The organism is Pseudomonas sp. IT-P294 (assembly GCF_949767865.1).
Taxonomy (GTDB): Bacteria; Pseudomonadota; Gammaproteobacteria; order Pseudomonadales; family Pseudomonadaceae; genus Aquipseudomonas.
This window is the reverse complement of sequence record NZ_CATKQW010000011.1, coordinates 247851-272201: the sequence shown is the minus strand read 5'-3', so window position 1 is coordinate 272201 and position 24351 is coordinate 247851. Positions and strand designations below refer to the sequence as shown.

Here is a 24351-nt window from a genome sequence, read left to right as displayed (position 1 = left end):
CTGTGGTACTCCGCTTGGGCTTGTTATTGATGGAAGCGTCGCGTGCAAAACCCCTTTCGGGGCGATCCGTCACCCTGTTCCTGATTCTCGGGCAGAGGAAACAGGGTGACAGGTGGGTGAAGCTGGACGAGACACTCAGGTCACATTCACCTTCCAAGAATGGGCATCTGCAAAAACGACTCTGCGATCAATTGCACAATGTCTTTACAGGTATCCATTCGATGCGCAGCTTAACGAGTGCGGCAAGGCCTGTGCTTGCGGCGCTGCGACATATTCGGTCATCGGTACGCAGCTCTCGGCATGCGCCTCGAACAACACTAGCAGTCGTGCAGGAAAATGGGCGTTTTATGCCCGTTTTTACCGCACATCCGTCCTCGAAATGACCAGCAACACTTCAAGTGTTCACGACACTTCCTCTGACACTCAGACGAGCAGAAATTCCCACAGGCTGGCAGAATCGGGTTTTATTGCGTTCATAACGCTCGCCGAGCCAGGAATCCCCCATGCAAATCACCACCGAACAGTTGATCGTCAACCCGTGCGATGACGAAGAAGACAACCTGGCCATGCTCTGCTGCACCAGCGATGATGGCGAGATGTTTCTAATGAGCCGTTTCCCTGATGAGGAAGAGCTGGAAATCATCTTCCAGGACACGCCTTCAACGCTGGACGGCGTGAAAGTCACCCTCAGCCCTAACCGCCTGCTGATCGAAATCGCAGCAGCCGACGCCGATGCGCTCAATGGCGAAGATTCCCTGGAAATCATTCACAACACCGATGCCAGCGACCTGCCGGAAGTGGAAGAGACCTTGCAGAATATTCTTGATGGCATCGGCACTTATATAAGCGAACTCTAAGCCTTGGATTCTTGAGTGTCTGAACTGGCCCCATCGCGAGCAAGCTCGCTCCCACATTTGATCGCATTTTCATGAAACAACTCGGTCTCCTGTGGGAGCGGGCTTGCCCGCGATGAGGCCCGAAAGCACACCGTCAACCTTCGAACCTCACAAAACTCCAACACTTTCTCCAGTCAATTCCCGCACTTTGCTCAAAATGCCGTTAGTCGCCGCCCCCCGCGATGGATTAAAGTAACGCCCCCAGCCCTGGCGTTATTCGAACGTCTTCGGTCACCCTTTCCAGGAACAGTCATCGATGGAACATCGTGAAGCGCTGCTAGCGCTGCGAACCTTTCTTTCAACGCAGATTCTCGGCCAGGAAAAACTCATCGAGCGCTTGCTCATCGCCCTGCTTGCCGACGGCCACATGCTGGTCGAAGGCGCCCCTGGCCTGGCCAAGACCAAGGCCATCAAAGAACTCGCCGAAGGCATCGAAGCCCAGTTCCACCGTATCCAGTTCACCCCTGACCTGCTGCCGGCCGACATCACCGGTACGGAAATCTATCGCCCGGAAACTGGCAGCTTCGTATTCCAGCAAGGCCCGATCTTCCACAACCTGGTGCTGGCGGACGAAATCAACCGTGCCCCGGCCAAGGTGCAATCGGCACTGCTGGAAGCCATGGCCGAGCGTCAGGTCAGTGTCGGGCGCAGCACTTATGAGCTATCGCCGCTGTTTCTGGTGATGGCCACGCAAAACCCGATCGAGCAGGAAGGCACCTACCCGCTGCCCGAAGCCCAGCTCGACCGCTTCCTGATGCACGTGAAAATCGGTTTCCCGGACGCCGCCGTCGAGCGCAGGATCCTGCAACAGGCCCGTGGCGAAGCGCTGAACGGCGAAACCAAACCCGAACGCCGGGTCAGCCAGCAGGCGATCTTCGCCGCCCGCAAGGAAATCCTTGGTCTGTACATGGCCGACGCCGTGGAGGAATACCTGGTGCAACTGGTCATGGCCACGCGCACGCCGGGCAAGTTCGACCCGGAAATGGCCGAGTGGATCGCCTACGGCGCCAGTCCACGCGGCTCGATTGCCCTCGACCGCTGCGCCCGGGCTCACGCCTGGCTCGCGGGTCGCGATTTTGTCAGCCCGGAAGACATCCAGGCGGTGTTGTTCGACGTGTTGCGCCACCGCATCATTCTTTCCTTTGAAGCCGAAGCTGCTGGCATCGACCAGGACCGGGTGGTCCAGCGGATTCTCGACGTCGTAGCCGTCGCTTGACCCCGATGAACGCCCCCCTGCCGCCCGAGCCGGGCATCCGCGTCAGCCTCTCCGAGCTGATCGAGATGCGCCATCGCGTGCGCGAAGTGCAGCTGTTTTCCACGCCGAGCCAGCGCAGCCCGCTGATCGGCCTGCACCACTCCAAGCTGCGCGGGCGCGGCGTGGACTTCGATCAGGTGCGGGTCTATCAGGCCGGCGACGACGTGCGCACCATCGACTGGCGCGTCACCGCCCGGACCCAGGAACCGCACACCAAACTGTTCCACGAAGAACGCGAGCGGCCGATTTTCATCATGGTCGAGCAAAGCCGCCGGCTGTTTTTCGGCTCCGGACTGATGTTCAAATCAGTGCTCGCGGCCCAGGCGGCAAGCCTGATTGGCTGGGCAGCCCTGGGTCACAACGACCGGGTCGGCGGGCTGGTATTCGGCGACAACGAGCATTACGAGATCAAACCCCGGCGCAGCAAGCAAAGCCTTCTGCAGTTGCTCAACCGCCTGGTACGGGTCAACCAGTCGCTGCACACCGAGACCGAGCAGCACCGCGATTCGCTCAACCTGGCCCTGCGTCGCGCACGGGAAGTGCTGCGCCCTGGCAGTCTGGTGATCTTGATCTGCGATGAACGCGCCTTGACCGAAGGCTCCGAGCAGCAGCTGAGCTTGTTGTCGCGCCATTGCGACCTGTTGCTGCTGCCGCTGTCCGACCCGCTGGACCACGCACTGCCCGCCGCCGGGCTTTTGCGCTTTGCCGAGCGTGGCGCGCAGCTGGAACTCGACACGCTCAATTTCGACCTGCGCCAAACCTACCGAGCCCAGGCCGAAGCCCGCATCGCCCGCTGGGAACTGCTTGCGCAGAAGTTGCGGGTCTTGCTGATGCCGCTGAGCACCCAGAGCGAGATGGTCGAGCAACTGCGCGAGTACTTGAACCCACAGAAACCGGGGAAAGGTCGATGAGCAGCCTCGATCAATTGCAACCACTGATAACCCCGCCACCCATCGATTTCTGGCCACCCGCGCCGGGCTGGTGGCTGCTGCTGTTGTTGCTGCCGCTGATCGGTTTCGGGCTGTGGAAGGCGCGGCGCTTCATTCCGAACAAACGCCCTGTCGTGCGTGCCGAACAACCGCTGGATCCGGTGCGTATCGCCGCGCTGGCCGAACTGGCGCTGATGCCCAAGCCCTATGACGGCGCACCGGCCGGCGCCTGGCTGCAGCAGCTTAATGGCTTGCTCAAGCGCCTTTGCCGCAACCATTACCCCTACAGCCAGAGCCACACCCTCAACGGGCGCAAATGGCTGGCGTTCCTCGACAACCGTTGCCCGGCCGCCGGCCTGACCCGCTGGATGGTGCTGGTCGAAGGCGCCTACAAACCCGAATGCAAACTCGACGACAAGGCCATCGCCGGCCTGACACAAGCCGTCGACACCTGGATTCGCAAACATGTTTGAGTTCGCCTGGCCGTGGATCTTTGCCGTGCTGCCGCTGCCCTGGCTGATGCGCATCCTGCTGCCGGTGGCCGACAGCGGCGAACCGGCGCTCAAGGTCAGTTTCCTCAACGACCTCGAAGGCCTGGCCCGTCGCCGCGCCCGGGCCAACTTGCCGGCATGGCGCCAACAAGCACCGTTCATCCTGCTGTGGCTGTTGTTGCTGATGGCCGCCGCTCGCCCGCAATGGCTCGGCGAACCGCTGCCGATCGCGGCCAGCGGTCGCGATTTGCTGGTGGCGGTGGACGTGTCCGGCTCCATGGATTTTCCCGACATGCAATGGCAGGACGAAGACGTCAGCCGCCTGTCGCTGGTCAAGCATTTGCTCGGTGACTTCCTTGAAAGTCGCGAAGGCGACCGCGTCGGCCTGATCCTGTTTGGCAGCCAGGCTTACCTGCAAGCGCCGCTGACGTTCGACCGGCACACCGTGCGCGTGTGGCTCGACGAAGCGCGCATCGGTATTGCCGGCAAGAACACCGCCATCGGTGATGCCATCGGCCTCGCTCTCAAGCGTCTGCGCCTGCGTCCGGCGCAAAGCCGCGTGCTGATTCTGGTGACCGACGGCGCCAACAATGGCGGTGAAATCGATCCGCTCACCGCGGCGCGCCTGGCGGCCAGCGAAGGCGTGAAAATCTACCCGATCGGCATCGGCGCCGACCCGGAGCAAAGCGGTACGTTAGGGTTTCTTGGGATCAACCCGAGCCTGGACCTCGACGAGCCGGCCTTGAAGGCCATCGCCCAAGCCACGGGCGGCCAATACTTCCGCGCCCACGACGGCAAGGAATTGCAGGCGATCAAGGACACCCTCGACAAACTCGAACCTGTGACCCAGCAACCGACCCAGGCCCGCCCGGCTCAGGCGCTGTATCACTGGCCCCTGGCGCTGGCGCTGCTGCTGAGCATGTTGCTGGTGGTGCGCGAGCTTTGGCCGGATAACCCGCTGCAGCGACTGTTCACCAAGGATCTGTTTTTGCAAACGCAATTGCCTGACTGGCGCCAGCGGCTCAACCGCCTGCGCCTGCGGAGGCGCCGATGAGTGCGCTGTGGCCGTACTGGTTCCGTCCCTGGTGGCTGCTGTTGTTGCCCGTCTTGGGCTGGTTGATTTGGCAGCTCTGGCATCGGCAGAAACGTGCCGGACGCTGGCAGATGATTCTGCCGCCGGCCTTTCACGCCGCGCTACTGAGCGGTGGCGGCGGTCGCGACAGCAAACTGCCGTGGATCACCCTGGGAATTGCCTGGGTGCTGACCGTTGCGGCCCTGTTGGGGCCGAGCTGGCAGCGGGTCGAACAACTCAGCCAGAAACCCGCCGACCCGGTGGTCGTCGTGCTTGAACTGACCCCGGAAATGCTCGCCACCGACGTCGCCCCCAACCGACTGGAGCAAGCCCGGCGCAAGCTGCTGGACCTGCTGCAAAACCGCAGCGACGCCCAGACGGCCATTGTCGTCTATGCCGGCAGCGCACACACGTTGGTGCCATTGTCGGACGACCTCTCCACCAGCCGCAACCTGCTGGACGCGCTCAAACCATCGCTGATGCCCGTGGCCGGCCATCGTGCCGATATCGCGGTGACCAAGGCCCTGTCCCTGCTCCACCAAAGTGATTTGGGCGAAGGCCGAATCCTGCTGATCGGCTCAACCCTGACCGACCTGGAGCGTGAGGGCATTGATCAGGCGCTGGACGGCAAATCGACGCAGTTTCTGATGCTTGGCATCGGCACCGCTGAAGGGGCGCCGGTGGCCCAAGAGGACGGCAGTTTCCTCAAAGATGATCAGGGCGCGATTCTGGTGCCGCACCTGGACAGCCCAAGCCTGAAAGCCTTTGCCAATGACCTTGGCGGGCGTTATCACCAGGCGCGCCTTGACGATTCCGACCTGCGCGGCCTCGGCCTGCTCGACGGTCCACGCAATCTGCGCAACGACGGCCAGACCCTGCGCCTCGACACCTGGGCCGATCAGGGTTACTGGCTGCTGCTACCGTTGCTACTACTGGCGGGCTGCGCCGGTCGACGCGGCTGGTTGTTCTGCCTGCTGCCGCTGTTGCTGGCGCTGCCGCAACCGAGCTATGCCTTCGATTTTGAAGACTTGTGGCTGCGTCCCGATCAACGCGGTTTGCACCTGCTCAAGCAAGGCCATCCGGCGAAGGCCGCGCAGCATTTTGAAGATCCGCAGTGGCAAGGCGTGGCGCTCTATGAAGCCGGCGACTATGCCGGTGCCGCCCAGCGGTTCGCCGAAGGCAATGACGCCCACGCCCACTACAATCGTGGCAACGCCCTGGCCCGAAACGGCGACTTGGAAGCAGCGCTGGATGCTTACGATCAAGCGTTGGAGCGCCAGCCGGATTTGCGCCCGGCACAGACCAACAAGGCTTTGGTGGAAAGTCTGCTCAAGCAGAAAAACACCCCGCCGCCGGTCGAGCCGGACAAAAACGCAGGCGAGCAAACCGACACCGCCGCGCAAGAGCCACCGCCGGGCGCCGCCACCCAGCCATCGGACAGTGGTGAACCGCAATCCGACGCCCAGCAGGCTGCATTGGAGGCTAATCAGTCGCCTGCCACACCGCCAAAACCGGGCACCAATGAAGTCCCGGGCAGTGAACTGGGGGATGAACAAACCACCACGCCACCGCTGCGGCCGGCCAACGACAACATCGATGGCGAACAGCGTCAGGCGCTTGAGCAATGGCTACGTAAAATCCCCGATGACCCGGGTGAACTGCTCAGGCGCAAATTCTGGTACGAACAGCAACAACATCAGGATCAGGGAAAAATTCGATGACCCGCTTCACCCTTTTCATCCTCGCGCTGTTGCTCTGTGCCGTTCAGGCCCAGGCGGCGGAACTGGTCGCCAGTGTCGACCGCAGTCGCCTGAACTCCGGCGAAACAGTCGAACTGACCCTGGAATCCAACGACGTGACGCAGTTCGGCAAGCCTGATCTGGCGCCGCTGGAACCGCAGTTCGAGGTGCGCGGCACCCGTCAGGTCAACCAACTGACAACGCTCAACGGCGATAACCGCGCCACCACGCGCTGGATCATCACCTTGCTGCCCAAGGAGAACGGCAGCGTGACGATTCCTTCGTTGCAGTTGGGCGAGGCCAATAGCCAACCGATCACCGTGCAAGTGGTCGAAAGTGAAACCCAGGACACCACCAACAAACTGGCTCCGGTGTTCATCGACGCCAGCCTCGATCAGACCAGTGTGTACGTACAGGCCCAGGCCATCCTGACGTTGCGCATCTACCATTCGGTCTCGCTGTACGACGACAGCAGCCTGACCCCGCTGCAGATTCCAGACGCGCGCATTGAACAGCTGGGTGAGACACGCACCTACGAAAAAACCATCAACGGTCTGCGCCATGGCGTGATCGAAATGCGCTATGCGATTTATCCGCAACAAAGCGGTGAATTGACCATCCCGGCGCAGATGTTCAGTGCCACGCTGGTGGACACCCAGCCCCCCCAGGACCCTGCGGCCCAAGGGGCAAAAACCGGAAAGTTGATGCGCGTCAGCTCTGCGCCGATTCTGCTGACAGTAAAGGCCAAACCCATTACCTACCCGGCCGACATACCGTGGCTACCGGCGCGCAGCCTGGAACTGAGCGAAAGCTGGAACCCGGAACCGGACCACACGCAGGTCGGTGACTCGCTAACCCGCAGCCTGACCTTGAAGGCCGAAGGCCTGGCCAGTTCGCAATTGCCGCCGTTGCCCGCCACGGACGTCAACGGCCTGCGCCGCTACCCGGATCAACCGGTGTTGAGCAACCAAAGCACCGAACGCGGCTTGGTCGGCCACCGTGAAGAACGCGAGGCCCTGGTGCCTGGCCGCAGTGGCGCCATCGAGCTGCCATCGGTGGAAGTAGTCTGGTGGAACACCTTCGAAGACCACCTGGAACACAGCAGCCTGCCCGCCCGAACCCTGCAAGTGGCGAACAACCCAAGCCTCGTGGTCGACACCCCGGCCAGCGGCGCCCCACTCACGTCCACGGCCGACAGCGAAACCCTTTGGCGCTGGAAACTCGCCACACTGATCCTCGCCTGCACCACCCTGCTGGGCTTCGGCCTCTGGTGGCGGGCGCGCTGGCAACCGGCAATTTCGCGCGCCGCGCAGGCCGGCCCGAGCCCACGCACGGTGCTCGATGAACTCAAACGCGCCTGTCAGGCCAACGACTCACACGCCACCCGCCAGGCCCTCGACGCCTGGGCCCGGCAACAACCGGAAACCCTGGCCGACATGGCCGCCCGCTTCGTGCCACTGTCCGATGCACTGGACGGCCTGAACGGCGCGCTCTACAGCGAGACCGGCCAGTATTGGCAAGGCGAAGACTTGTGGCGGGCGATCAAGGCAATCCCGATTGCCGAACGGGTTCATGATCCGGTGGGTGACAGTGGGTTGCCGCCGTTGTATCCGAAATAATGCTTTCTAACTGTTGAGAAAGAACTCGGCATCCAGATGAATCGCCTGTAAAAAAGCGCTGTCGTGAGAGACGACGATCAATGCCCCCTGGTACTGATTGAGCATCTGCTCCAGCGCTATTTTGCTGGGCAAGTCCAAATGGTTATCCGGCTCGTCCAGCAACAGTAACTGTGGCGGCCGCTGGGCGTACAACTGCGCCGCCAAGGCTATCTTCAAACGCTCGCCCCCACTCAACTGACAGGTTTTGAGCGTCGCCCGATCCGCATCAATACCCATCTGCGCCAACCGGGTTCGTGCCTCGGCTTCAGGCAACTCCGGATTACTCTCGTAGAGCCATTGCACCGCCGTGCGTTCGGGGTGCTGCAACCCCGCGTGTTGATCCAACCAGCCAATATGGCAACTGCGTATGAGTGCACCTTCGTCCACCGGCAGTTGACCAGCGATGACTCGCAACAGTGTCGACTTGCCACTGCCGTTGGCGCCTAAAATGGCCATGCGCATAGGCCCGGCCAGCGTCAGATTGACCGACGCCGCGTAACCGAACGGGAGAATCACGTCATTGAGTTGCACAAGCAGCTTGCCATTGGGCACTACGCTTTCGGGGGACAACATCATCCGCTGAATATCCGGCGCACATCGCGCCCGGGCCTCGGCAATACGATGTTGCTGCTGCTCCCGGGCCACCTGCTGATTGAGGCGCAATTTCCCCTGACTGTTTTCGCTGCGCTCTTTTTGAGCATTGGTGATCAGCCTGGTTTGACTGCCGTCGCGGGCCTGGCGGTCGCCACGTGCATTGCGCCGTTGCTGACGTTCCATCTGCACGACCATTTCACGTTGTTCGCGCTTGGCCTGTGCCCGCTCCCCTTGCAATGCCGACTGGAAGGACTGCTGTTCCTGTTCGCGCGCCGCCACATACTGACTGTAGTTGCCGCCATAGGCCGCCAGCCCCAACGGCGAGAGCTCGACAATTTCGCTCATGTGTTCCAAAAGCCCCCGGTCGTGACTGATCAAAACCAGACCGTTGGACCAACGATTGATCTGCTGCGTGAGCTTGTGCTGCTGATCAATATCCAGGTGGTTGCTGGGTTCATCCAGAATGAGCCAGTCGGCCCGAGACAGCCAAGCCCCCAGCAGCGCCACACGCTGCCGCTCCCCCCCACTTAAGGTGTCGGTACGCGAGTCCGCTTTCAAATGCCCCAGACCGATCTTCTCCAGCTCCGCCTCAAGGCGCGTGGCGCAATCCCATTGATCGACCGCCAACGCATGGTCGTCATCGTCGATGCTGCCTTGTGCAATACGATCCAGCGCCGCCAGAATCGAGTCGACCCCAGCCAGCGCGGCAACGGTGGGATAGCGCTCGGGCTCCAACAGCTGCGCCACAGCGTATACCTGACCTTCGCGCCGGACGATGCCGCTGGTGGGGCGTTGTTCACCCGTCAGGAGCCGGCCAAGCAAGGACTTGCCACAGCCATTGGCACCGACGATGCCGGTGGCCCTGGAGTTGAAGGTGTGATTCAAGTGATCGAACAGAACGCGCCCGTCGGGCAGGTTGAACGACACTTGGTCAAGTTGAAGTAATCTTTGGATCATGACATCTCCTTGAATATTCAAATCTCCTTGGTCTTGCACAACAGCATCCGTCACGTCACTTCGGACTGCTGTCCACCATACTGAAACTTCAGACAATCAATAGACAATCCTTCAAAGCTTTCCGCATCTCCGGTCTTTTGCCATTAAACTCTCTCCCTTTTCGCCGCCATCATTTTCCTCGCGGCCATTACCTTATTTCCTACGGAGTTCGCCTTGCGTCTGTTTCACACCTCCGACTGGCACCTTGGGCAGAACCTGCACGGCCAGGACCGCGATTTCGAGCACGGTTGTTTCCTTGAGTGGCTGTTGCGCCAGCTGAAGCTGGACCAGCCCGACGTGCTGTTGATCGCCGGCGATATCTTTGACACGGTCAATCCGCCGGTCAAAGCCCAGGAACGCCTCTACGAATTCATCGTCAGCGCCCACGAGCAGCAGCCTCTGCTGACCATTGTGATCATCGCCGGCAACCACGACTCCGGCTCGCGGATCGAACTGCCAGCACCGTTGATGCGCCGTTTGCGCACTCACGCGCTCGGCCGGGTGTTGTGGCTGGATGACGGCCAGCTGGATGCCGAACGGCTGTTGCTGCCGTTGCCGGATGCCAGCGGCGAGATTGCCGGCTGGTGCCTGGCGCTGCCATTCCTGCGCCCCGCTGAAGTGACGGGTGCGCAGTTGGGCGACAACTATTTGCGCGGTATCGGTCAGGTTCATGAATGGCTGATCGAAGCCGCCAACGCCAAACGCAAGCCGGGTCAGGCGCTGATTGCTATCAGCCATGCGCACATGGCGGGCGGTTCTGTGTCGGAAGATTCGGAGCGCAGCCTGATCATCGGCAACGCCGAAGCCCTGCCCGCCAGCCTGTTCGGCCCGAGCATCAGCTACGTCGCCCTTGGGCATTTGCACAAGCCGCAGAAAGTGAACGGTGAAGAGCGCATTCGCTACAGCGGCTCACCGATTCCGCTGTCGTTCTCGGAAATCGGTTATCAGCATCAGATTCTCGACGTGAAGCTCGATGGCGAAACCCTGGTCAGCGTCGAACCGAAGCTGATCCCCCGCGCCGTGAACCTGCAACGCATCGGCCCGGCGCCGCTGGCGGAAATCCTGCTGCAACTGGCCGACCTGCCGAACATCGATTTGCTCGCCGATATCCAGCGCCAACCGTGGCTGGAAGTGCGCGTGCGTCTGGACGAACCGCAACCCGACTTGCGCCATCAAGTGGAAAGCGCCCTGCAAGGCAAAGCCGTGCGCCTGGTGCGCATCGCCGCCGAATACGCCGGAAACGGCAGCCGCGAAGGCGTCGATGACGGCACCGCGTTGATCGAACTGGATCAACTGACGCCTCAGGAATTGTTCAGCCGCGCCTGGCAGGACAACTACGGCAGCGAGGTTGATGAGCAAACGCTGAAAGACTTTGCCGAGCTGTTGCAAGACGTGCAGACGGAGAGCGAACAACCATGAAGATCCTCGCGATCCGCCTGAAAAACCTGGCCTCGCTGGCCGGGCCTTTTGAAATCGACTTCACCGCTGAACCGCTGGCCAGCGCCGGCCTGTTCGCGATCACCGGGCCGACCGGCGCGGGCAAAAGTACGCTGCTCGACGCCTTATGCCTGGCGCTGTTCGGCGCCGTGCCACGCTTGAGCAATGCCCAGGTGTCTGCCAAAGCGCCGGACGCCGACGGCGAAATCAGCACCGGCGACCCACGCACCTTGCTGCGTCGTGGCACCGGTGAAGGCTATGCCGAAGTGGATTTTGTCGGGATCGACGGCCGTCGTTACCGCGCGCGCTGGGAAGCCAATCGCGCTCGGGAAAAGGCCGGCGGCAAGCTGCAAGCCAGCCGTCAGAGCCTGCGCGACATCGATCAGGATCAGTTGCTGGCCAGCCAGAAAGTCGAATTCAAGACCCAGCTCGAAGCCGTGCTGGGCCTCAACTTCGAACAGTTCACCCGTGCCGTGCTGCTGGCCCAGAGCGAGTTCAGTGCCTTCCTCAAGGCCAACGACAACGAGCGTAGCGAACTGCTGGAAAAGCTCACCGACACCGCGCTCTATACCCGCCTCGGCCGGCGCGCCTTCGACAAAGCCAAGGAAGCCCGCGAAGCCCACAAGCTGTTGCAGGATCAAGCCACAGGCGTGACGCCGCTGGCACCCGAAGCCCGAGCCGAGCTTGATGAGCGTTTCAACAAAGCGCAGCAGCAACTCAAAACCCAACAGGCGCAGCTCAAGCAGCTTGAATTGCAGCACACCTGGCTCAAGGACCTGCGTCAGTTGCAGGATGAGCAACAGAGCGCCAACGAGCAGTTGACCAGTGCCCGGCAACAGTGGGAAAGCCTCGCTGGCGAACGCTTGAAGCTGACGCGACTGGAACAACTGGCCCCGCAACGGCATCAGTTCGCCCGCAAGACCGAGCTCACGGCTCAGCTCACACCGCTGGCGGCGCAGATTCAGCAGCACACTCAGCAGCAGACCGAGCTGAACGCACGTCAGGCGCAACTCGAACAGAGCCTGAGCGCTGCGCAGGCAGCGCTGATCGACGCCCAACGCCAACACACATCCAGCGCGCCGTTGCTGCGTCAGGCGTTTGAAGCACAAAGCGCCCTCGCCCGTCTGGTCAAGGATGTCAGTGTCAGCGCCGACCTCAAGCAGCAAGCGGAACTGGCCTGCACTCAGGGGCAAACCACGATTCAAGGCTTGCAGGAGCAGCAACAGCAAGTGGCCGCGCGTCTGCAGCGGATCGCCGGGGAGCTTGAGCAAAGCGCGCATCTGGCGCCCTTGAGCGATGCGTGGAACGCCTACCGTGATCGCCTGCAACAGCTGATGTTGATCGGCAATCGCTTGAACAAGGGCCAGGCCGAGCTGGCCGCCCTTGAGCAAAGTGCCGCCCGCGCCAGCGAAGAACTGGCCGCGCAAAAACAGCATCTGGAAGTGCTCTACAAAGAGGCCGGCGCCGAGCCCGAGGCAGTGGCCGAACAGATCCAGTTGCTGGGCAACCTGTTGCAGGACAACCGCAAACAATTACGAGCGTTCGAAGAGCTGACGCGACTGTGGGCCAGTCAGCAGGAGATCGACAAGCGCGGCGCAGAACTTCAGCAGCGCCAGCTCACGGCTCAGCAGGAACGTGATCGCCTGACTCAGGACGGCGTGAAGACCAAGAATGAACTGGTCGTCGCCGAACAGACCTTGAGCGTCACTCGCGAACTGCTGGAACGCCAGCGCCTGGCCCGCAGCGCCAGCGTAGAAGAACTGCGCGAACAGTTGCAGGATGATCAGCCATGCCCGGTCTGCGGCAGCCCTGAGCACCCTTATCATCAACCCGAAGCCTTGCTGCAAAGCCTCGGGCGCCATGATGAAAGCGAGCAGGCCAACGCGCAAAAAGCAGTTGATCTGCTGAAAGAAAAACTCACCGACCTGCGCGCCGAAGTCGGCGGCCTGATCGCGCAACAGAAAGAGCTGTTGCAGCAGCAAGACCAACTCGCCACCCAGCAACAAGGCCTGGCGCCGAGCCTGGAAGCGCATCCACTATCGGCGCAGTTGCTGGCGCAGGACGCGATCAAACGTGATGCCTGGCTGCACCAGCAAAACAGCCAGTTGAATCAGAGCATCGCCCAGGACGAACAGCGCCAAACCGCCCTGCTCACCCTGCAGCAAGACGCTGCCCGCCTTGCGCAACAACTGCGCAGCGCCGAAGCGGCGAGCCAGCAAGCGAGTCAACACCTGAGCAATCAGCAACGCGAGCTGAGCAGTGATCGCCAGCGCCTGGATGAAGAGCTCAGCGCCTTCAGCACCCTGCTCCCGGCCGAAACCCTGGAGGCCTTGCGTCACGAACCGGCCGCTACGTTCATGCAGCTCGACCGGCAGATCGCCCAACGTCTGGAGCAACTCGAACAGCAACGCGATGAACTCGGCGAACAGCAAAAACGTCAGCAGACGCTGGAAAAGGAACAGGACCGCCAACTGGCCCGTGCCCAGGCACTGGACGCGGCGCAACAACAGTTCAGCGTCCTCGCCGAGCAACACCACACGTGCCAACAGCAACTGGCGCAACTGCTCGGCGAACACAGCAGCGCCGAACTTTGGCAGCAGCAACTCGATCAAGCCGTTGATCAGGCGCGTAACGCCGAAGTCACGGCCAATCAGGAACTGCAAACCGTGCGCACGCGCCTGGTCGAACTGGCCGCCGAGCTCAAAGCCAAGCAAGAGCGCCTGCTGGCCCTGGAGACCGAAGACCACGAGCTGAGCGCGAAGATCGCCGACTGGCGAGCCTTGCACCCGGAACTCGACGACGGCGGTCTGGAAACGCTGCTGAGCGTCGACGACCAGCAGGTCAGCGACCTGCGCCAGCAATTGCAGCACAGCGAAAAGGCCATCGAACAAGCCAGCGTGCGCGTGCAGGAACGCGATCAGCGCCTGCTCAATCATCAAGCGCAGCACAACGGCAATCTCGACGCCGAGCAATTGGCGACGGCACTGACCGAGTTGCAAAACCTGTTCGCCGCCAGCGAACACCGCTGCGCCGAACTGCGTGCGGAACAGGCCGAGGATCAGCGTCGGCAGAACGCCAATCAGGCGTTGGCGCAGCAGATCGCCGACGCCTACGCCGAGTACCAGCGCTGGGCGCGTTTGAATGCGTTGATCGGCTCGGCCACTGGCGACACCTTCCGCAAGATTGCCCAGGCCTACAACCTCGACTTGCTGGTGCATCACGCCAACGTGCAGTTGCGCCAACTGGTGCGGCGCTATCGCCTGAAACGCGGCGGCAGCATGCTCGGATTGCTGGTGATGGACACAGAGATGGGCGACGAACTGCGTTCGGTGCATTCGTTGTCGGGTGGCGAGACGTTCCTGGTGTCGCTGGCCCTGGCGCTCGGTTTGGCATCGATGGCCTCCAGCACGCTGAAAATCGAGTCGCTGTTCATCGACGAAGGTTTCGGCAGCCTCGATCCGGAATCCCTGCAACTGGCCATGGACGCCCTCGACGGCTTGCAGGCGCAGGGCCGCAAGGTCGCGGTGATTTCCCACGTGCAGGAAATGCATGAGCGGATTCCGGTGCAGATTCAAGTCCAGCGCCAAGGCAATGGCCTGAGTACCCTGGAGGTGAAATGAATACGCTGTATTCGTTCCGCCGCTGCCCATATGCCATGCGTGCGCGCATGGCCCTGCGCTACTCGGGTGTGGCGGTGGACATTATCGAGGTCAGCCTCAAGGCCAAACCGGCCGAGATGCTCGCGCTATCGCCCAAGGGCACGGTGCCGGTGTTGAGTGTCGACGGCCAGGTCATCGACGAAAGCCTGGCGATCATGCGCTGGGCCTTGGCGCAGAACGATCCGCAAGACTGGTTGCTCAAGGAAGATCCTGCCGGGCAAGCGCTGATTGCCGCACTGATCGAAGAGAACGATCAGGCGTTCAAGGTGCACCTCAATCGCTACAAATACGCCGAGCGTTATCCTGACCAGCCAATGGCGGTTTATCGGGCTGAGGGCGAGGTGTTTTTGCGCAAGCTGGATGAGTTACTGGATGGGTGTGATTACTTGCTGGCCGAGCATCCGACGCTGGCGGATGTGGCCCTGATGCCGTTCATACGGCAATTCGCCCATGTCGATCGCGAGTGGTTTGCACAGACGCCTTACGTGCGGTTACAGGCCTGGTTGCAGCGGTTTCTGGAATCGGCGTTGTTCACCGGCGTGATGCAGAAATAACCCCGACTCACGCGAACACATCACACATTTGCAACACCGAGCAATCGACCTGAAACGGCCCGAAGAAATCGTCCTGGCGTTTCAGCGGTGGATTTCCGGCCTGCAGCCCAAAGGCTTTGGCCGTTTCAATGTCACGCGCCAGGTTGTGGTTGGCTTCGATCGAGCGGGCCACGGAACCTGCCGAACCTTGCCCGATGCCCAACAGCGAAGCGCCATTGGTCATGAATGCCAGGAAGGCAATGACCCAGAGTTTGCCCCCTTTCATGCGCCTGCCACTCCCGCCAGTTCTGCCTGATCGTTCATCACGTTTTGAGCGCGGTGTTCAAACTGGATAGCGGGATAAGCAACCTGAATCGGCGCTTCGAAGGTGTGTTGCGATTGTGCCGAAAGGCTGACCACCAGCACCATGGTCACATAGAGACCTATGGCCAGGTAGGCGCCGTATTTGGCAGAAGTGATAATTGAGCTGGCCATGGTGTTCTCCGTGGGCATGTTTCAGAGCCCACAGAATCGATCAAAAAAGCTGTGATAACCACTCAGCGTTATCCATAGTCACCATCAGCTTCGTTGATCATTAAGCCAGTCTATTTCAGTCTTCAATAAAACTCATCAAGCGCTCACGGGCCGCATCCGGCTCGTCTGGAACGGGCTGGGCAGCTGAAAGAATGGGGGTGGAATAGAGAAACAGAAGAACCACTGCCAGACGCATCGCCATGCTGCCGATCCTTGTTACTAGAGTATGAGTCAAAAAAACAACGTCAAATCTAAACGCACGGCTATGTGATATCAAGCGATGCATTGATGGCTATGTGATGCTGTCGTAAACGCGTTATGCAGGAGCGACATCACTCATCGTCTTTCGAAGCATTCAGTTCGATCGGCGCAAGTGACTTCGCTCCTGCATAAAAGGTGCAGGGTTGGAATTTCAGGCTTGGGTCTTGTGATCCAGTGCCGCGTAGAAGTTGGCGCTTTGTTGCAGGTATTTCTGGGTGTAGCTCTGGGTGTGGGTTTTTTTGTCGTTGATTTCAACGTTGGCGCTGGCTGGCAGAGCAACGGTGGCAGAGATGGCGGAAGCAGCGATGATGGAGAAGAGATTGAAGTTCATGTCGGTATTCCTCGGAGTCAGTTGGCTTGCATGCCCGGTGGGGCCGTGAAGCAAACTTAACCTCCGAGGAACGATGCCTTGAAATGCTTTGTAGCATTACCAAATATCAGCGTCGTTGATACAAGGACACAGGCCCCATCAATCGGGGCCTGCGGCCTATTGACGCACCAGGAACTTGAGGTCGCTTGGCGCATCCATCGGCAGCTTTTGTACGGTTTTACCCAGCAGACCGGTCTTGGCATCGCGTTCGATGACGACGATCTGGTTGCTCTTCTGGTTGGCAATCAGCAGGAACTTGCCGCTGGGATCAAGACTGAACTCCCGTGGGTGGTCACCTTCAACCGAACGACGCTGCAGCTCTTTGAGATGGCCGGTCGCAAGATCGATGGCGAACACCAGCAACTGATTGGCGGTGCCACGGTTGCTGACGTACAGGAACTTGCCATCGGCTGAGGCGTGAAGTGCCGCCGCAGCCTTGTCCGATGTCGGCTGGCCGGCGGCGAGGTCGACCATTTGCGTTTGTTCAAGCTTGCCATCCCGGTAGTCGAACACGGCCACCTGAGCACTCATCTCCATGGTCAGCCAGGCATGCTTGCCATCCGCGCTGAACAGCAAATGACGCGGCCCACTGCCGGCCGGCAATTGCACGGACGCCGGCGTGGCAGGCGTCAACGGCAGCTGTGGGTTGGCCTTGGGGTCGAAGCGATAGACAAAGATCTTGTCTGCCCCCAGGTCATTGGAAAACACGTAATGGCCATCCGGCGACGAGACGGTCGAATGCACGTGCGCCGACATCTGCCGCTCGGGATTGACCCGACTCGCGGAATGACTGCTCATCTGCACCACGGGTTTGAGCGTGCCATCGGCGCCCACCGGCAACACCGCCAGCGTGCCACCCGGGTCCTCAACCACCGAATAGTTGCTGACGAACAAATGACTGCCATCAACGCTGAGGCTTGAATGGGTCGGCTCATTGCCCAGGCTTTGAACCTGATTGATCAGGCTTAACGCATGGGTCTTGGGATCGATCGCATAACTGCTGACGCGCCCGACCGGGTCTTTCTGTCCCGGGCCGTTTTCGTTGACCACGAACAGATGACGCTGATCCTTGGACACGGTCAGCCAGGACGGATTTTCGCTCTTGACCACTTGCAGTGGCTTGGCGTCGATCTGCCCGGTGGCACTGTCGAATTTGAGGCGATAGATGCCCTGACTCTGCCCCGCCGTGTAGGAGCCGACCAGCAATTGATCGTCTTCGGCCAATGCCGCCTGGGCGCCCATTGCGCCAATGCTGCCGGCCATCAACAGCGGCCAGAGATTACGCATCCTCATGCTCGTCTTCCTCGTCTTCCTCGTCGTCATCACCGCGAATTGCGGTCATGCACACCAATCGGTGTTCGCCGGAACTGCCGGTGATCAGCCAGCTTTGCAAGTCTGGATCGAAGGTCGCGGCTTCGACTTCGGCCGGAGTGAACTCCCAGTGCTTGGACACACGACCGTCCAAGCATTCGATGTGCAGATTGTCGTCTTCATCGAGGGAAAATTCGAAGGCGTGAAGCCCGTCGATTTCCACCATATCGCAATGTTCGAGGGTGGCGAGCAAGGTGTCGGTTACGGCAGTCATGGCAGTCAATCTTTGAATGGGAAAGACGCAATGATAGCTCAATGTGAGGGCGGCCCTGTGCCTGGCACAAAACCTGGCCACGACCGGAACAAATGTGGGAGCGGGCTTGCTCGCGAAAGCGGTGTATCAGGCAATACATGTGTCGACTGACACTCCGCTTTCGCGAGCAAGCCCGCTCCCACAGGGGGTTGTGTGCTCGGCTGTTAGAGCGCATCGCGCGATGGCTTGCCGTCCACCAGGCGCTGGATTCGCAGTGGATTAGCGTTCTTCAACGCCTCCGGCAGCAGACTGTCCGGATAGTTCTGGAAGCACACCGGTCGCAAGAAACGGTCAATCGCCAACGTGCCCACTGAGGTGCCGCGCGCATCGGAAGTCGCCGGATACGGCCCGCCGTGAACCATCGAATCGCAGACTTCCACCCCGGTCGGATAACCATTGAGCAAGATCCGTCCGACCTTTTGCTCAAGCAATGCCGTCAGCTCGCCAAACTGCTCGAAGTCAGAAGGTTCGCCAATGATTGTTGCCGTCAGCTGCCCATGCAGGCCGTTCAACGCAGCACTGAGTTGCGCTTGATCGGCGACTTCGACGAACACAGTGGTCGGGCCGAAGACTTCTTCCTGCAAGACCTCATCGCCGTTGATCAACAAGCTCACATCCGCCTTGAACAGCTGCGGCTGGGCCTGATTGCCTTGTTGCGCAGTACCGGCCAGATGCTCGATGCCGGGATGAGCGAGGAGTTTTTGCAGGCCTTTGCCGTAGCTGCTCAAGGTCCCGGCGTTGAGCATGGTTTGCGCGGGTTGATCGTTGATCAGCCCCGCGACCTGCTGCACGAACGCACTGAACTGCGGCGAGGCAATACCAATCACCAAACCGGGATTGGTGCAGAACTGGCCACAACCTTGAACGACGGAGGCCGTCAGGTCGCGGGCGACGGTTTCAGCTCGAGTTGCAAGGGCCTGTGGCAAGACGATTACCGGGTTGATGCTCGACATTTCGGCGAACACCGGAATCGGTTGTGGACGCGCAGCGGCCATGTCGCACAGTGCCCGACCGCCCTTGAGCGAACCGGTAAAGCCGACCGCTTGAATCGCCGGGTGCTTGACCAGCGCTTCGCCAACACCGCCGCCGTAGATCATGTTGAACACGCCAGCCGGCATGCCGGTTTTTTCCGCGGCGCGGATGATCGCGTCAGCAACTCGTTCAGCGGTGGCCATATGACCGCTGTGGGCCTTGAACACCACCGGGCAACCGGCGGCCAATGCCGAAGCGGTGTCGCCGCCCGCCGTGGAAAAGGCCAAGGGGAAGTTACTGGCGCCAAACACGGCGACCGGTCCCAGGGCAATGCGGTATTGGCGCAGGTCCGGACGCGGCAGCGGCTGGCGGTCGGGCAATGCCTGATCGATGCGCGCACCGTAAAAATCGCCACGGCGCAGCACTTTGGCGAACAAGCGCATCTGGCCGCTGGTGCGACCACGCTCGCCTTGAATACGTCCGGCGGGCAGCGCGGTTTCACGGCAGACCAGCGCGACAAACTCATCACCCAAGGCGTCGAGCTCATCGGCCACGGCATCGAGAAATTGCGCACGACGTTCGGCGCTCAGGCTGCGATAAGCCGGATACGCGGCGGCGGCAGCCTTGGCGGCGGCATCGACTTCTTCAGGTGTGGCCTGGAAAAAATCGTGCGGCAACGCTTCGCCCGTGCTGGCATCAAGGCTCTGCAGCTTGAGCGAGCCGGCTGCGCTGCGCTGGCCGCCAATGTAGTTGTGACCAAGAATCTGGGTCATGCCTGTCTCCTTAAAGGGTGCCGATGGTGCCGGGCTCGAACGCCGCTTCAACCGGTGCAATCCCGTTGATCAATGGCGCGCCGAACTCGGCCTGACTGATCTCGAACACGTCACCCGGCCGGGTGCGAATGCCGTCGGCAAAGGACAGGGTCGCAGTGCCGAAGAAATGGATGTGTACGTCCCCCGGACGCAGAAACTGGCTGTACTTGAAATGGTGATACTCGAGGTTTTCCAGGCTGTGGCACATGTTGGCCTCACCGCTGAGAAACTCGTTCTGCCAGAGCACTTCACCGTCGCGCAGGATGCGGCTGGTGCCGGCCAGATGTTGCGGCAGATCGCCGATGCGAAGTTCCGGGCCGTAGCTGCAACTGCGCAATTTGGAGTGCGCCAGGTAAAGGTAGTTCTTGCGCTCCATCACATGGTCGGAAAATTCGTTGCCCACCGCAAAACCGAGGCGATACGGTTTGCCGTCGTGGCCGATGACATACAGACCGCTGAGTTCTGGTTCCTCACCGGCGTCTTCGGCAAAGGGCGGCAGCGGAAAAGGTTTTCCCGGACGCACGACGATGCTGCCGTCGCCCTTGTAGAACCACTCCGGTTGCACACCGGCCTGACCGGCCGCCGGTTTACCGCCCTCCACGCCCCATTTGAAGATGCGCATGGTGTCGGTCATCGCGGCTTCGTCGCCGGCCTGCTGATGCATCTTGTCCCGCGCCGAGGCACTGCCCAAATGGGTCAGGCCGGTGCCGCTGACCAGCATGTGCGCCGGGTCCGGGTGATCCAGTGGCGGCAGGATCTGCAGGTTGGCCAGCAGTTGTGCATAGTCATGGCTGATGCCCAGGCCCAGGGTTTTCACCTGTTGTTCAAGATTCACGCCCGCTTCGATCGCCGCCAGCGCCAGGTCGCGCACCGTGCGCGCAGCCTGCACTTCGCGCACCTGGCCCTCTTCGACGACGCCGACCCGGCGCTCGCCGTTACTCAATTCGAACTGAACTAAACGCATGAATTTTCTCCAGTTATTCAAAACTTCACTGTTCCCTGTGGGAGCGAGCCTGCTCGCGATGAGGCCATACCATCCAACATCAACGTTGAGTGTCTGTCCGTCATCGCGAGCAGGCTCGCTCCCACAGTTGATTGGGGTCAGGCCTCAGGTTGGGTACGGCTCGCGCCGCGTGCACTCGCTGCGAACTGGTCCGACGGCAGCACATGCTTGCGCTCCAGCAGGCGATAAACCACACCGGTCAACACCAGCCCGAACACCATCACCCCCGACAGGAAATACAGCCCCGACGCCAGGTTGCCGGTGTATTCCTTCAGCGCACCAATCACGAACGGACCGATATAGCCGCCGAGGTTGCCCACCGAATTGATCAGCGCGATCCCGGCCGCTGCACTGGCGCCAGCAAAGAAGCGACCCGGCAAGGTCCAGAACACCGCTGTGCAGGAAAACAGCGCGAACGCCACCAGGCACAACGCAGCCAGTTGCAGCACCGGCAACGTCAGCCAGGCACTGAGGAACAGGCCGATGGCGCCCAACACGTAAAGCACCGCCAAATGACCGTAGCGGTCATTCAGACGGTCGGAACTGCGCGGAATGATCAGCAAGCCAATGATCCCGAAGATGTACGGCACCGAAGACACGAACCCGGTCACCAGGTCAGTCCCGCCGAATTGTTTGATCAGCGTCGGCAGCCACAAGCCCAAGCCATAAATGCTCAACGTCACCGGCAGATAAAACAGCGCCAGCAACAACACGCGTTTGTCTTTCAGGGCGTGCAGCGGATTGCCGTGACGAGTCTGGCCGTAGGTCTCAAGGTCTTTTTTCAGTTCGCCGGTCAGCCAGTCCTTCTCGGCCTGATCCATCCATTTCACCTGTTGCGGGCCATCCGGCAGGTAACGCAGCACCGGCCAGGTCAGCAGAATCGCCGGCGTGCCGATGACGATGAACAGCCACTGCCAGCCGTGCAGGCCAAGGGTGCCGTCCATGCCAAGCAGGCCGCCGGACACGGGGCCGGTGATCATCATAGCGATGGGTTGGGACAGGATGAACAGCCCGAGGATCTTGCCGCGATGGCGAATCGGGAACCATTGGGTGATGTAGTACAGAACGCCCGGGAAGAACCCGGCTTCGGCGGCACCGAGCAGAAAGCGCATCACATAGAAGCTGTGCGGTCCCTGGACGAAGGCCATGCCGATGGTGATCGCGCCCCAGGTGACCATGATCCGTGCAAACCAACGGCGGGCACCGAAGCGTTCGAGCATCAGGTTGCTGGGGATTTCCAGCAGGAAATAGCCAATGAAGAACAGCCCGGCACCGAGGCCGTAGGCCGCATCACCGATGCCGATGTCCGCGCCCATGTGCAGCTTGGCGAAGCCGACCGCAGAGCGATCCACGTAGGCGATCAGGTACAGCAGGATCAGGAAGGGAATCAGTTTCAACGTGATGCGACGAATAAGCCGCAGTTCCTGGCTCATGAGATCGGTCTCCGATTGTTGTTGTTATAGAACCTCAGGGGACACCTCTCGCCAAAACTGCCAGGGCCATCCCTCCGTTGAAAACGACTATATAGTAATACTAATTGCCCAACAACACTTCCAAATGGCCGAATTTGAGCTTATGTTACGCCTTAGCTCGAACAATATAGTCATACAATAAGAGAATCGATCATGTCTGATAAGAAACCCACCCTGCGTTCCGCCCAATGGTTTGGCACTGCCGACAAGAACGGCTTCATGTACCGCAGCTGGATGAAGAATCAGGGCATCGCCGATCACCAGTTCCACGGCAAGCCAATCATCGGCATCTGCAATACATGGTCGGAACTGACCCCCTGCAACGCGCACTTCCGCCAGATCGCGGAGCACGTCAAACGCGGGGTGATCGAGGCCGGTGGTTTTCCTGTGGAATTCCCGGTGTTCTCCAACGGTGAATCGAACCTGCGTCCCACCGCCATGTTGACGCGCAACCTGGCGAGCATGGACGTGGAAGAAGCGATTCGCGGCAACCCGATTGACGGCGTGGTGTTGCTGACCGGTTGCGACAAAACCACCCCGGCGCTGCTGATGGGCGCGGCCAGTTGCGACGTGCCGGCCATCGTCGTGACCGGTGGACCGATGCTCAACGGCAAGCACAAAGGCAAGGACATTGGCTCCGGCACCGTGGTCTGGCAGCTCAGCGAGCAAGTGAAAGCCGGCACCATCACCATTGACGATTTCCTTGCAGCCGAGGGCGGCATGTCCCGTTCGGCGGGCACCTGCAACACCATGGGCACCGCGTCGACCATGGCTTGCATGGCCGAAGCACTGGGCACTTCCCTGCCCCATAACGCGGCGATTCCAGCCGTGGATGCGCGCCGTTATGTGTTGGCGCACATGTCCGGCATGCGCGCTGTAGAAATGGTGCGCGAGGACTTGCGACTGTCGAAAATCCTCACCAAGGAAGCCTTCGAAAACGCGATCCGCGTCAACGCCGCCATCGGTGGTTCGACCAACGCCGTGATTCACCTGAAGGCAATTGCCGGACGCATTGGCGTTGAACTGGATCTGGACGACTGGACCCGCATCGGTCGCGGCATGCCGACCATCGTCGACCTGCAACCGTCCGGGCGCTTCCTGATGGAAGAGTTCTACTACGCCGGTGGCCTGCCAGCCGTGCTGCGCCGCCTCGGTGAAGCCAACCTGATCCCGAACCCGAACGCCTTGACCGTCAACGGCAAGACGCTGGGCGAGAACACCAAGGACGCGCCGATTTACGGCGAGGACGAAGTGATCCGCACCCTCGACAACCCGATTCGTGCTGACGGCGGGATCTGTGTGTTGCGCGGCAACCTGGCGCCACTCGGTGCGGTGCTCAAACCGTCCGCCGCCAGTGCCGAGCTGATGCAACATCGCGGCCGTGCGGTGGTGTTCGAGAACTTCGACATGTACAAGGCGCGCATCAACGATCCGGAACTGGACGTGGACGCGAACTCGATTCTGGTGATGAAGAACTGCGGACCGAAGGGTTATCCAGGCATGGCCGAAGTCGGCAACATGGGCTTGCCGGCGAAATTGCTGGCCCAAGGCATAACGGACATGGTGCGCATTTCCGATGCGCGCATGAGCGGCACCGCTTATGGCACGGTGGTGTTGCATGTGGCACCGGAAGCGGCGGCCGGCGGACCTTTGGCGACAGTGAAGGAAGGTGACTGGATCGAGCTCGATTGCGCCAACGGACGCCTGCACCTGGACATTTCGGACGCGGAACTGGCCGCACGCATGGCCGACCTGCAACCGCCACAGCAATTGATCGTGGGCGGTTATCGCCAGCTGTACATCGACCATGTGCTGCAAGCGGATCAGGGTTGCGATTTCGACTTCCTGGTCGGCTGCCGCGGCTCCGAGGTCCCGCGACACTCGCACTAACCTCCCCCTGCCCTGTGGGAGCGGGCTTGCCCGCGATAGCGGTGGATCAGTCGCCATAACCGTCGAAAGTGATGGCCCCATCGCGGGCAAGCCCGCTCCCACATTGGCTCTACGTTCCGTTCAAGACTGCGCTTGCTCTGGCGACCGTGCGTGC

General features: G+C 60.9%; 21 protein-coding genes. 11 read left to right on the top strand and 10 right to left on the bottom strand.

Annotated elements, in window-relative coordinates; all coding sequences use genetic code 11:
* Nucleotides 1-503 precede the first annotated feature (503 nt).
* The 7 genes from ACM6I0_RS08710 to ACM6I0_RS08680 all read left to right on the top strand — a co-directional run bounded on the left by ACM6I0_RS08710 (nucleotide 504) and on the right by ACM6I0_RS08680 (nucleotide 8001).
* Nucleotides 504-857: a hypothetical protein gene (locus ACM6I0_RS08710; protein ID WP_414922027.1), complete on the top strand. Its 354-nt coding sequence runs from the start codon at nucleotides 504-506 to the stop codon at nucleotides 855-857.
* A gap of 295 nt (nucleotides 858-1152) precedes the next feature.
* Nucleotides 1153-2112: an AAA family ATPase gene (locus tag ACM6I0_RS08705; RefSeq protein WP_020800601.1), complete on the top strand. Its 960-nt coding sequence runs from the start codon at nucleotides 1153-1155 to the stop codon at nucleotides 2110-2112.
* A gap of 5 nt (nucleotides 2113-2117) precedes the next feature.
* Nucleotides 2118-3062 carry a DUF58 domain-containing protein gene (locus tag ACM6I0_RS08700; protein ID WP_285434461.1) on the top strand — a complete coding sequence of 315 codons (945 nt, stop codon included), beginning with the start codon at nucleotides 2118-2120 and terminating at the stop codon, nucleotides 3060-3062.
* On the top strand, nucleotides 3059-3553 hold the full coding sequence (locus tag ACM6I0_RS08695) for a DUF4381 domain-containing protein (protein WP_285434460.1): 495 nt from the start codon (nucleotides 3059-3061) through the stop codon (nucleotides 3551-3553). Before ACM6I0_RS08700 ends, ACM6I0_RS08695 begins: the two co-directional genes overlap by 4 nt.
* Entirely contained in the window at nucleotides 3546-4625 is a 1080-nt protein-coding gene (locus ACM6I0_RS08690) for a vWA domain-containing protein (protein ID WP_414922026.1), read from the top strand. The genes ACM6I0_RS08695 and ACM6I0_RS08690 overlap by 8 nt, the downstream gene beginning before the upstream one ends.
* Nucleotides 4622-6364, top strand: coding sequence for a tetratricopeptide repeat protein (locus tag ACM6I0_RS08685; protein WP_414922025.1), 1743 nt, complete (start codon nucleotides 4622-4624; stop codon nucleotides 6362-6364). Before ACM6I0_RS08690 ends, ACM6I0_RS08685 begins: the two co-directional genes overlap by 4 nt.
* A complete protein-coding gene (locus ACM6I0_RS08680; RefSeq protein ID WP_414922024.1) occupies nucleotides 6361-8001 on the top strand; it encodes a BatD family protein in 1641 nt (546 codons plus the stop codon). The genes ACM6I0_RS08685 and ACM6I0_RS08680 overlap by 4 nt, the downstream gene beginning before the upstream one ends.
* A 6-nt stretch (nucleotides 8002-8007) precedes the next feature.
* Here ACM6I0_RS08680 and ACM6I0_RS08675 read toward each other — a convergent pair whose 3' ends face one another.
* Entirely contained in the window at nucleotides 8008-9591 is a 1584-nt protein-coding gene (locus tag ACM6I0_RS08675; protein ID WP_414922023.1) for an ABC-F family ATP-binding cassette domain-containing protein, read from the bottom strand.
* Nucleotides 9592-9804: 213 nt separating this feature from the next.
* Here ACM6I0_RS08675 and ACM6I0_RS08670 point away from each other — a divergent pair, with 213 nt between their 5' ends.
* The 3 genes from ACM6I0_RS08670 to ACM6I0_RS08660 are packed head-to-tail and all read left to right on the top strand — an operon-like array spanning nucleotide 9805 to nucleotide 15280.
* A complete protein-coding gene (locus ACM6I0_RS08670; protein WP_090183279.1) occupies nucleotides 9805-11049 on the top strand; it encodes an exonuclease SbcCD subunit D C-terminal domain-containing protein in 1245 nt (414 codons plus the stop codon).
* Nucleotides 11046-14687: an AAA family ATPase gene (locus tag ACM6I0_RS08665; RefSeq protein WP_414922022.1), complete on the top strand. Its 3642-nt coding sequence runs from the start codon at nucleotides 11046-11048 to the stop codon at nucleotides 14685-14687. The genes ACM6I0_RS08670 and ACM6I0_RS08665 overlap by 4 nt, the downstream gene beginning before the upstream one ends.
* Nucleotides 14684-15280 (top strand): glutathione S-transferase, encoded by a 597-nt coding sequence (locus ACM6I0_RS08660; protein ID WP_414922021.1) that lies wholly within the window; start codon nucleotides 14684-14686, stop codon nucleotides 15278-15280. The genes ACM6I0_RS08665 and ACM6I0_RS08660 overlap by 4 nt, the downstream gene beginning before the upstream one ends.
* A 7-nt stretch (nucleotides 15281-15287) precedes the next feature.
* Here ACM6I0_RS08660 and ACM6I0_RS08655 read toward each other — a convergent pair whose 3' ends face one another.
* From ACM6I0_RS08655 to ACM6I0_RS08615, 9 genes are all read right to left on the bottom strand, one after another.
* Entirely contained in the window at nucleotides 15288-15545 is a 258-nt protein-coding gene (locus ACM6I0_RS08655) for a hypothetical protein (protein ID WP_414922020.1), read from the bottom strand.
* The gene (locus ACM6I0_RS08650) at nucleotides 15542-15754 is read right to left on the bottom strand and encodes a hypothetical protein (protein ID WP_414922019.1); all 213 of its coding nucleotides are present in this window, start codon (nucleotides 15752-15754) and stop codon (nucleotides 15542-15544) included. Before ACM6I0_RS08650 ends, ACM6I0_RS08655 begins: the two co-directional genes overlap by 4 nt.
* 115 nt (nucleotides 15755-15869) lie before the next feature.
* A complete protein-coding gene (locus ACM6I0_RS08645; RefSeq protein ID WP_255141673.1) occupies nucleotides 15870-15995 on the bottom strand; it encodes a hypothetical protein in 126 nt (41 codons plus the stop codon).
* Between the two features lie 210 nt (nucleotides 15996-16205).
* Nucleotides 16206-16385, bottom strand: coding sequence for a hypothetical protein (locus tag ACM6I0_RS08640; RefSeq protein ID WP_208668638.1), 180 nt, complete (start codon nucleotides 16383-16385; stop codon nucleotides 16206-16208).
* Between the two features lie 156 nt (nucleotides 16386-16541).
* The gene (locus ACM6I0_RS08635; RefSeq protein WP_414922529.1) at nucleotides 16542-17711 is read right to left on the bottom strand and encodes a lactonase family protein; all 1170 of its coding nucleotides are present in this window, start codon (nucleotides 17709-17711) and stop codon (nucleotides 16542-16544) included.
* A complete protein-coding gene (locus tag ACM6I0_RS08630; RefSeq protein ID WP_414922018.1) occupies nucleotides 17704-18009 on the bottom strand; it encodes a DUF5629 family protein in 306 nt (101 codons plus the stop codon). The genes ACM6I0_RS08635 and ACM6I0_RS08630 overlap by 8 nt, the downstream gene beginning before the upstream one ends.
* A gap of 203 nt (nucleotides 18010-18212) precedes the next feature.
* Nucleotides 18213-19793 (bottom strand): aldehyde dehydrogenase (NADP(+)), encoded by a 1581-nt coding sequence (locus ACM6I0_RS08625; RefSeq protein WP_414922017.1) that lies wholly within the window; start codon nucleotides 19791-19793, stop codon nucleotides 18213-18215.
* Between the two features lie 10 nt (nucleotides 19794-19803).
* Nucleotides 19804-20796, bottom strand: coding sequence for an AraD1 family protein (araD1, locus tag ACM6I0_RS08620; protein WP_414922016.1), 993 nt, complete (start codon nucleotides 20794-20796; stop codon nucleotides 19804-19806).
* A gap of 137 nt (nucleotides 20797-20933) precedes the next feature.
* On the bottom strand, nucleotides 20934-22268 hold the full coding sequence (locus ACM6I0_RS08615; RefSeq protein WP_285434439.1) for an MFS transporter: 1335 nt from the start codon (nucleotides 22266-22268) through the stop codon (nucleotides 20934-20936).
* A 192-nt stretch (nucleotides 22269-22460) separates the two neighbouring features.
* Here ACM6I0_RS08615 and ACM6I0_RS08610 point away from each other — a divergent pair, with 192 nt between their 5' ends.
* Nucleotides 22461-24197, top strand: a complete 1737-nt coding sequence (locus tag ACM6I0_RS08610; RefSeq protein WP_090183261.1) for an IlvD/Edd family dehydratase — start codon at nucleotides 22461-22463, stop codon at nucleotides 24195-24197.
* The last annotated feature ends 154 nt before the right edge of the window (nucleotides 24198-24351 follow it).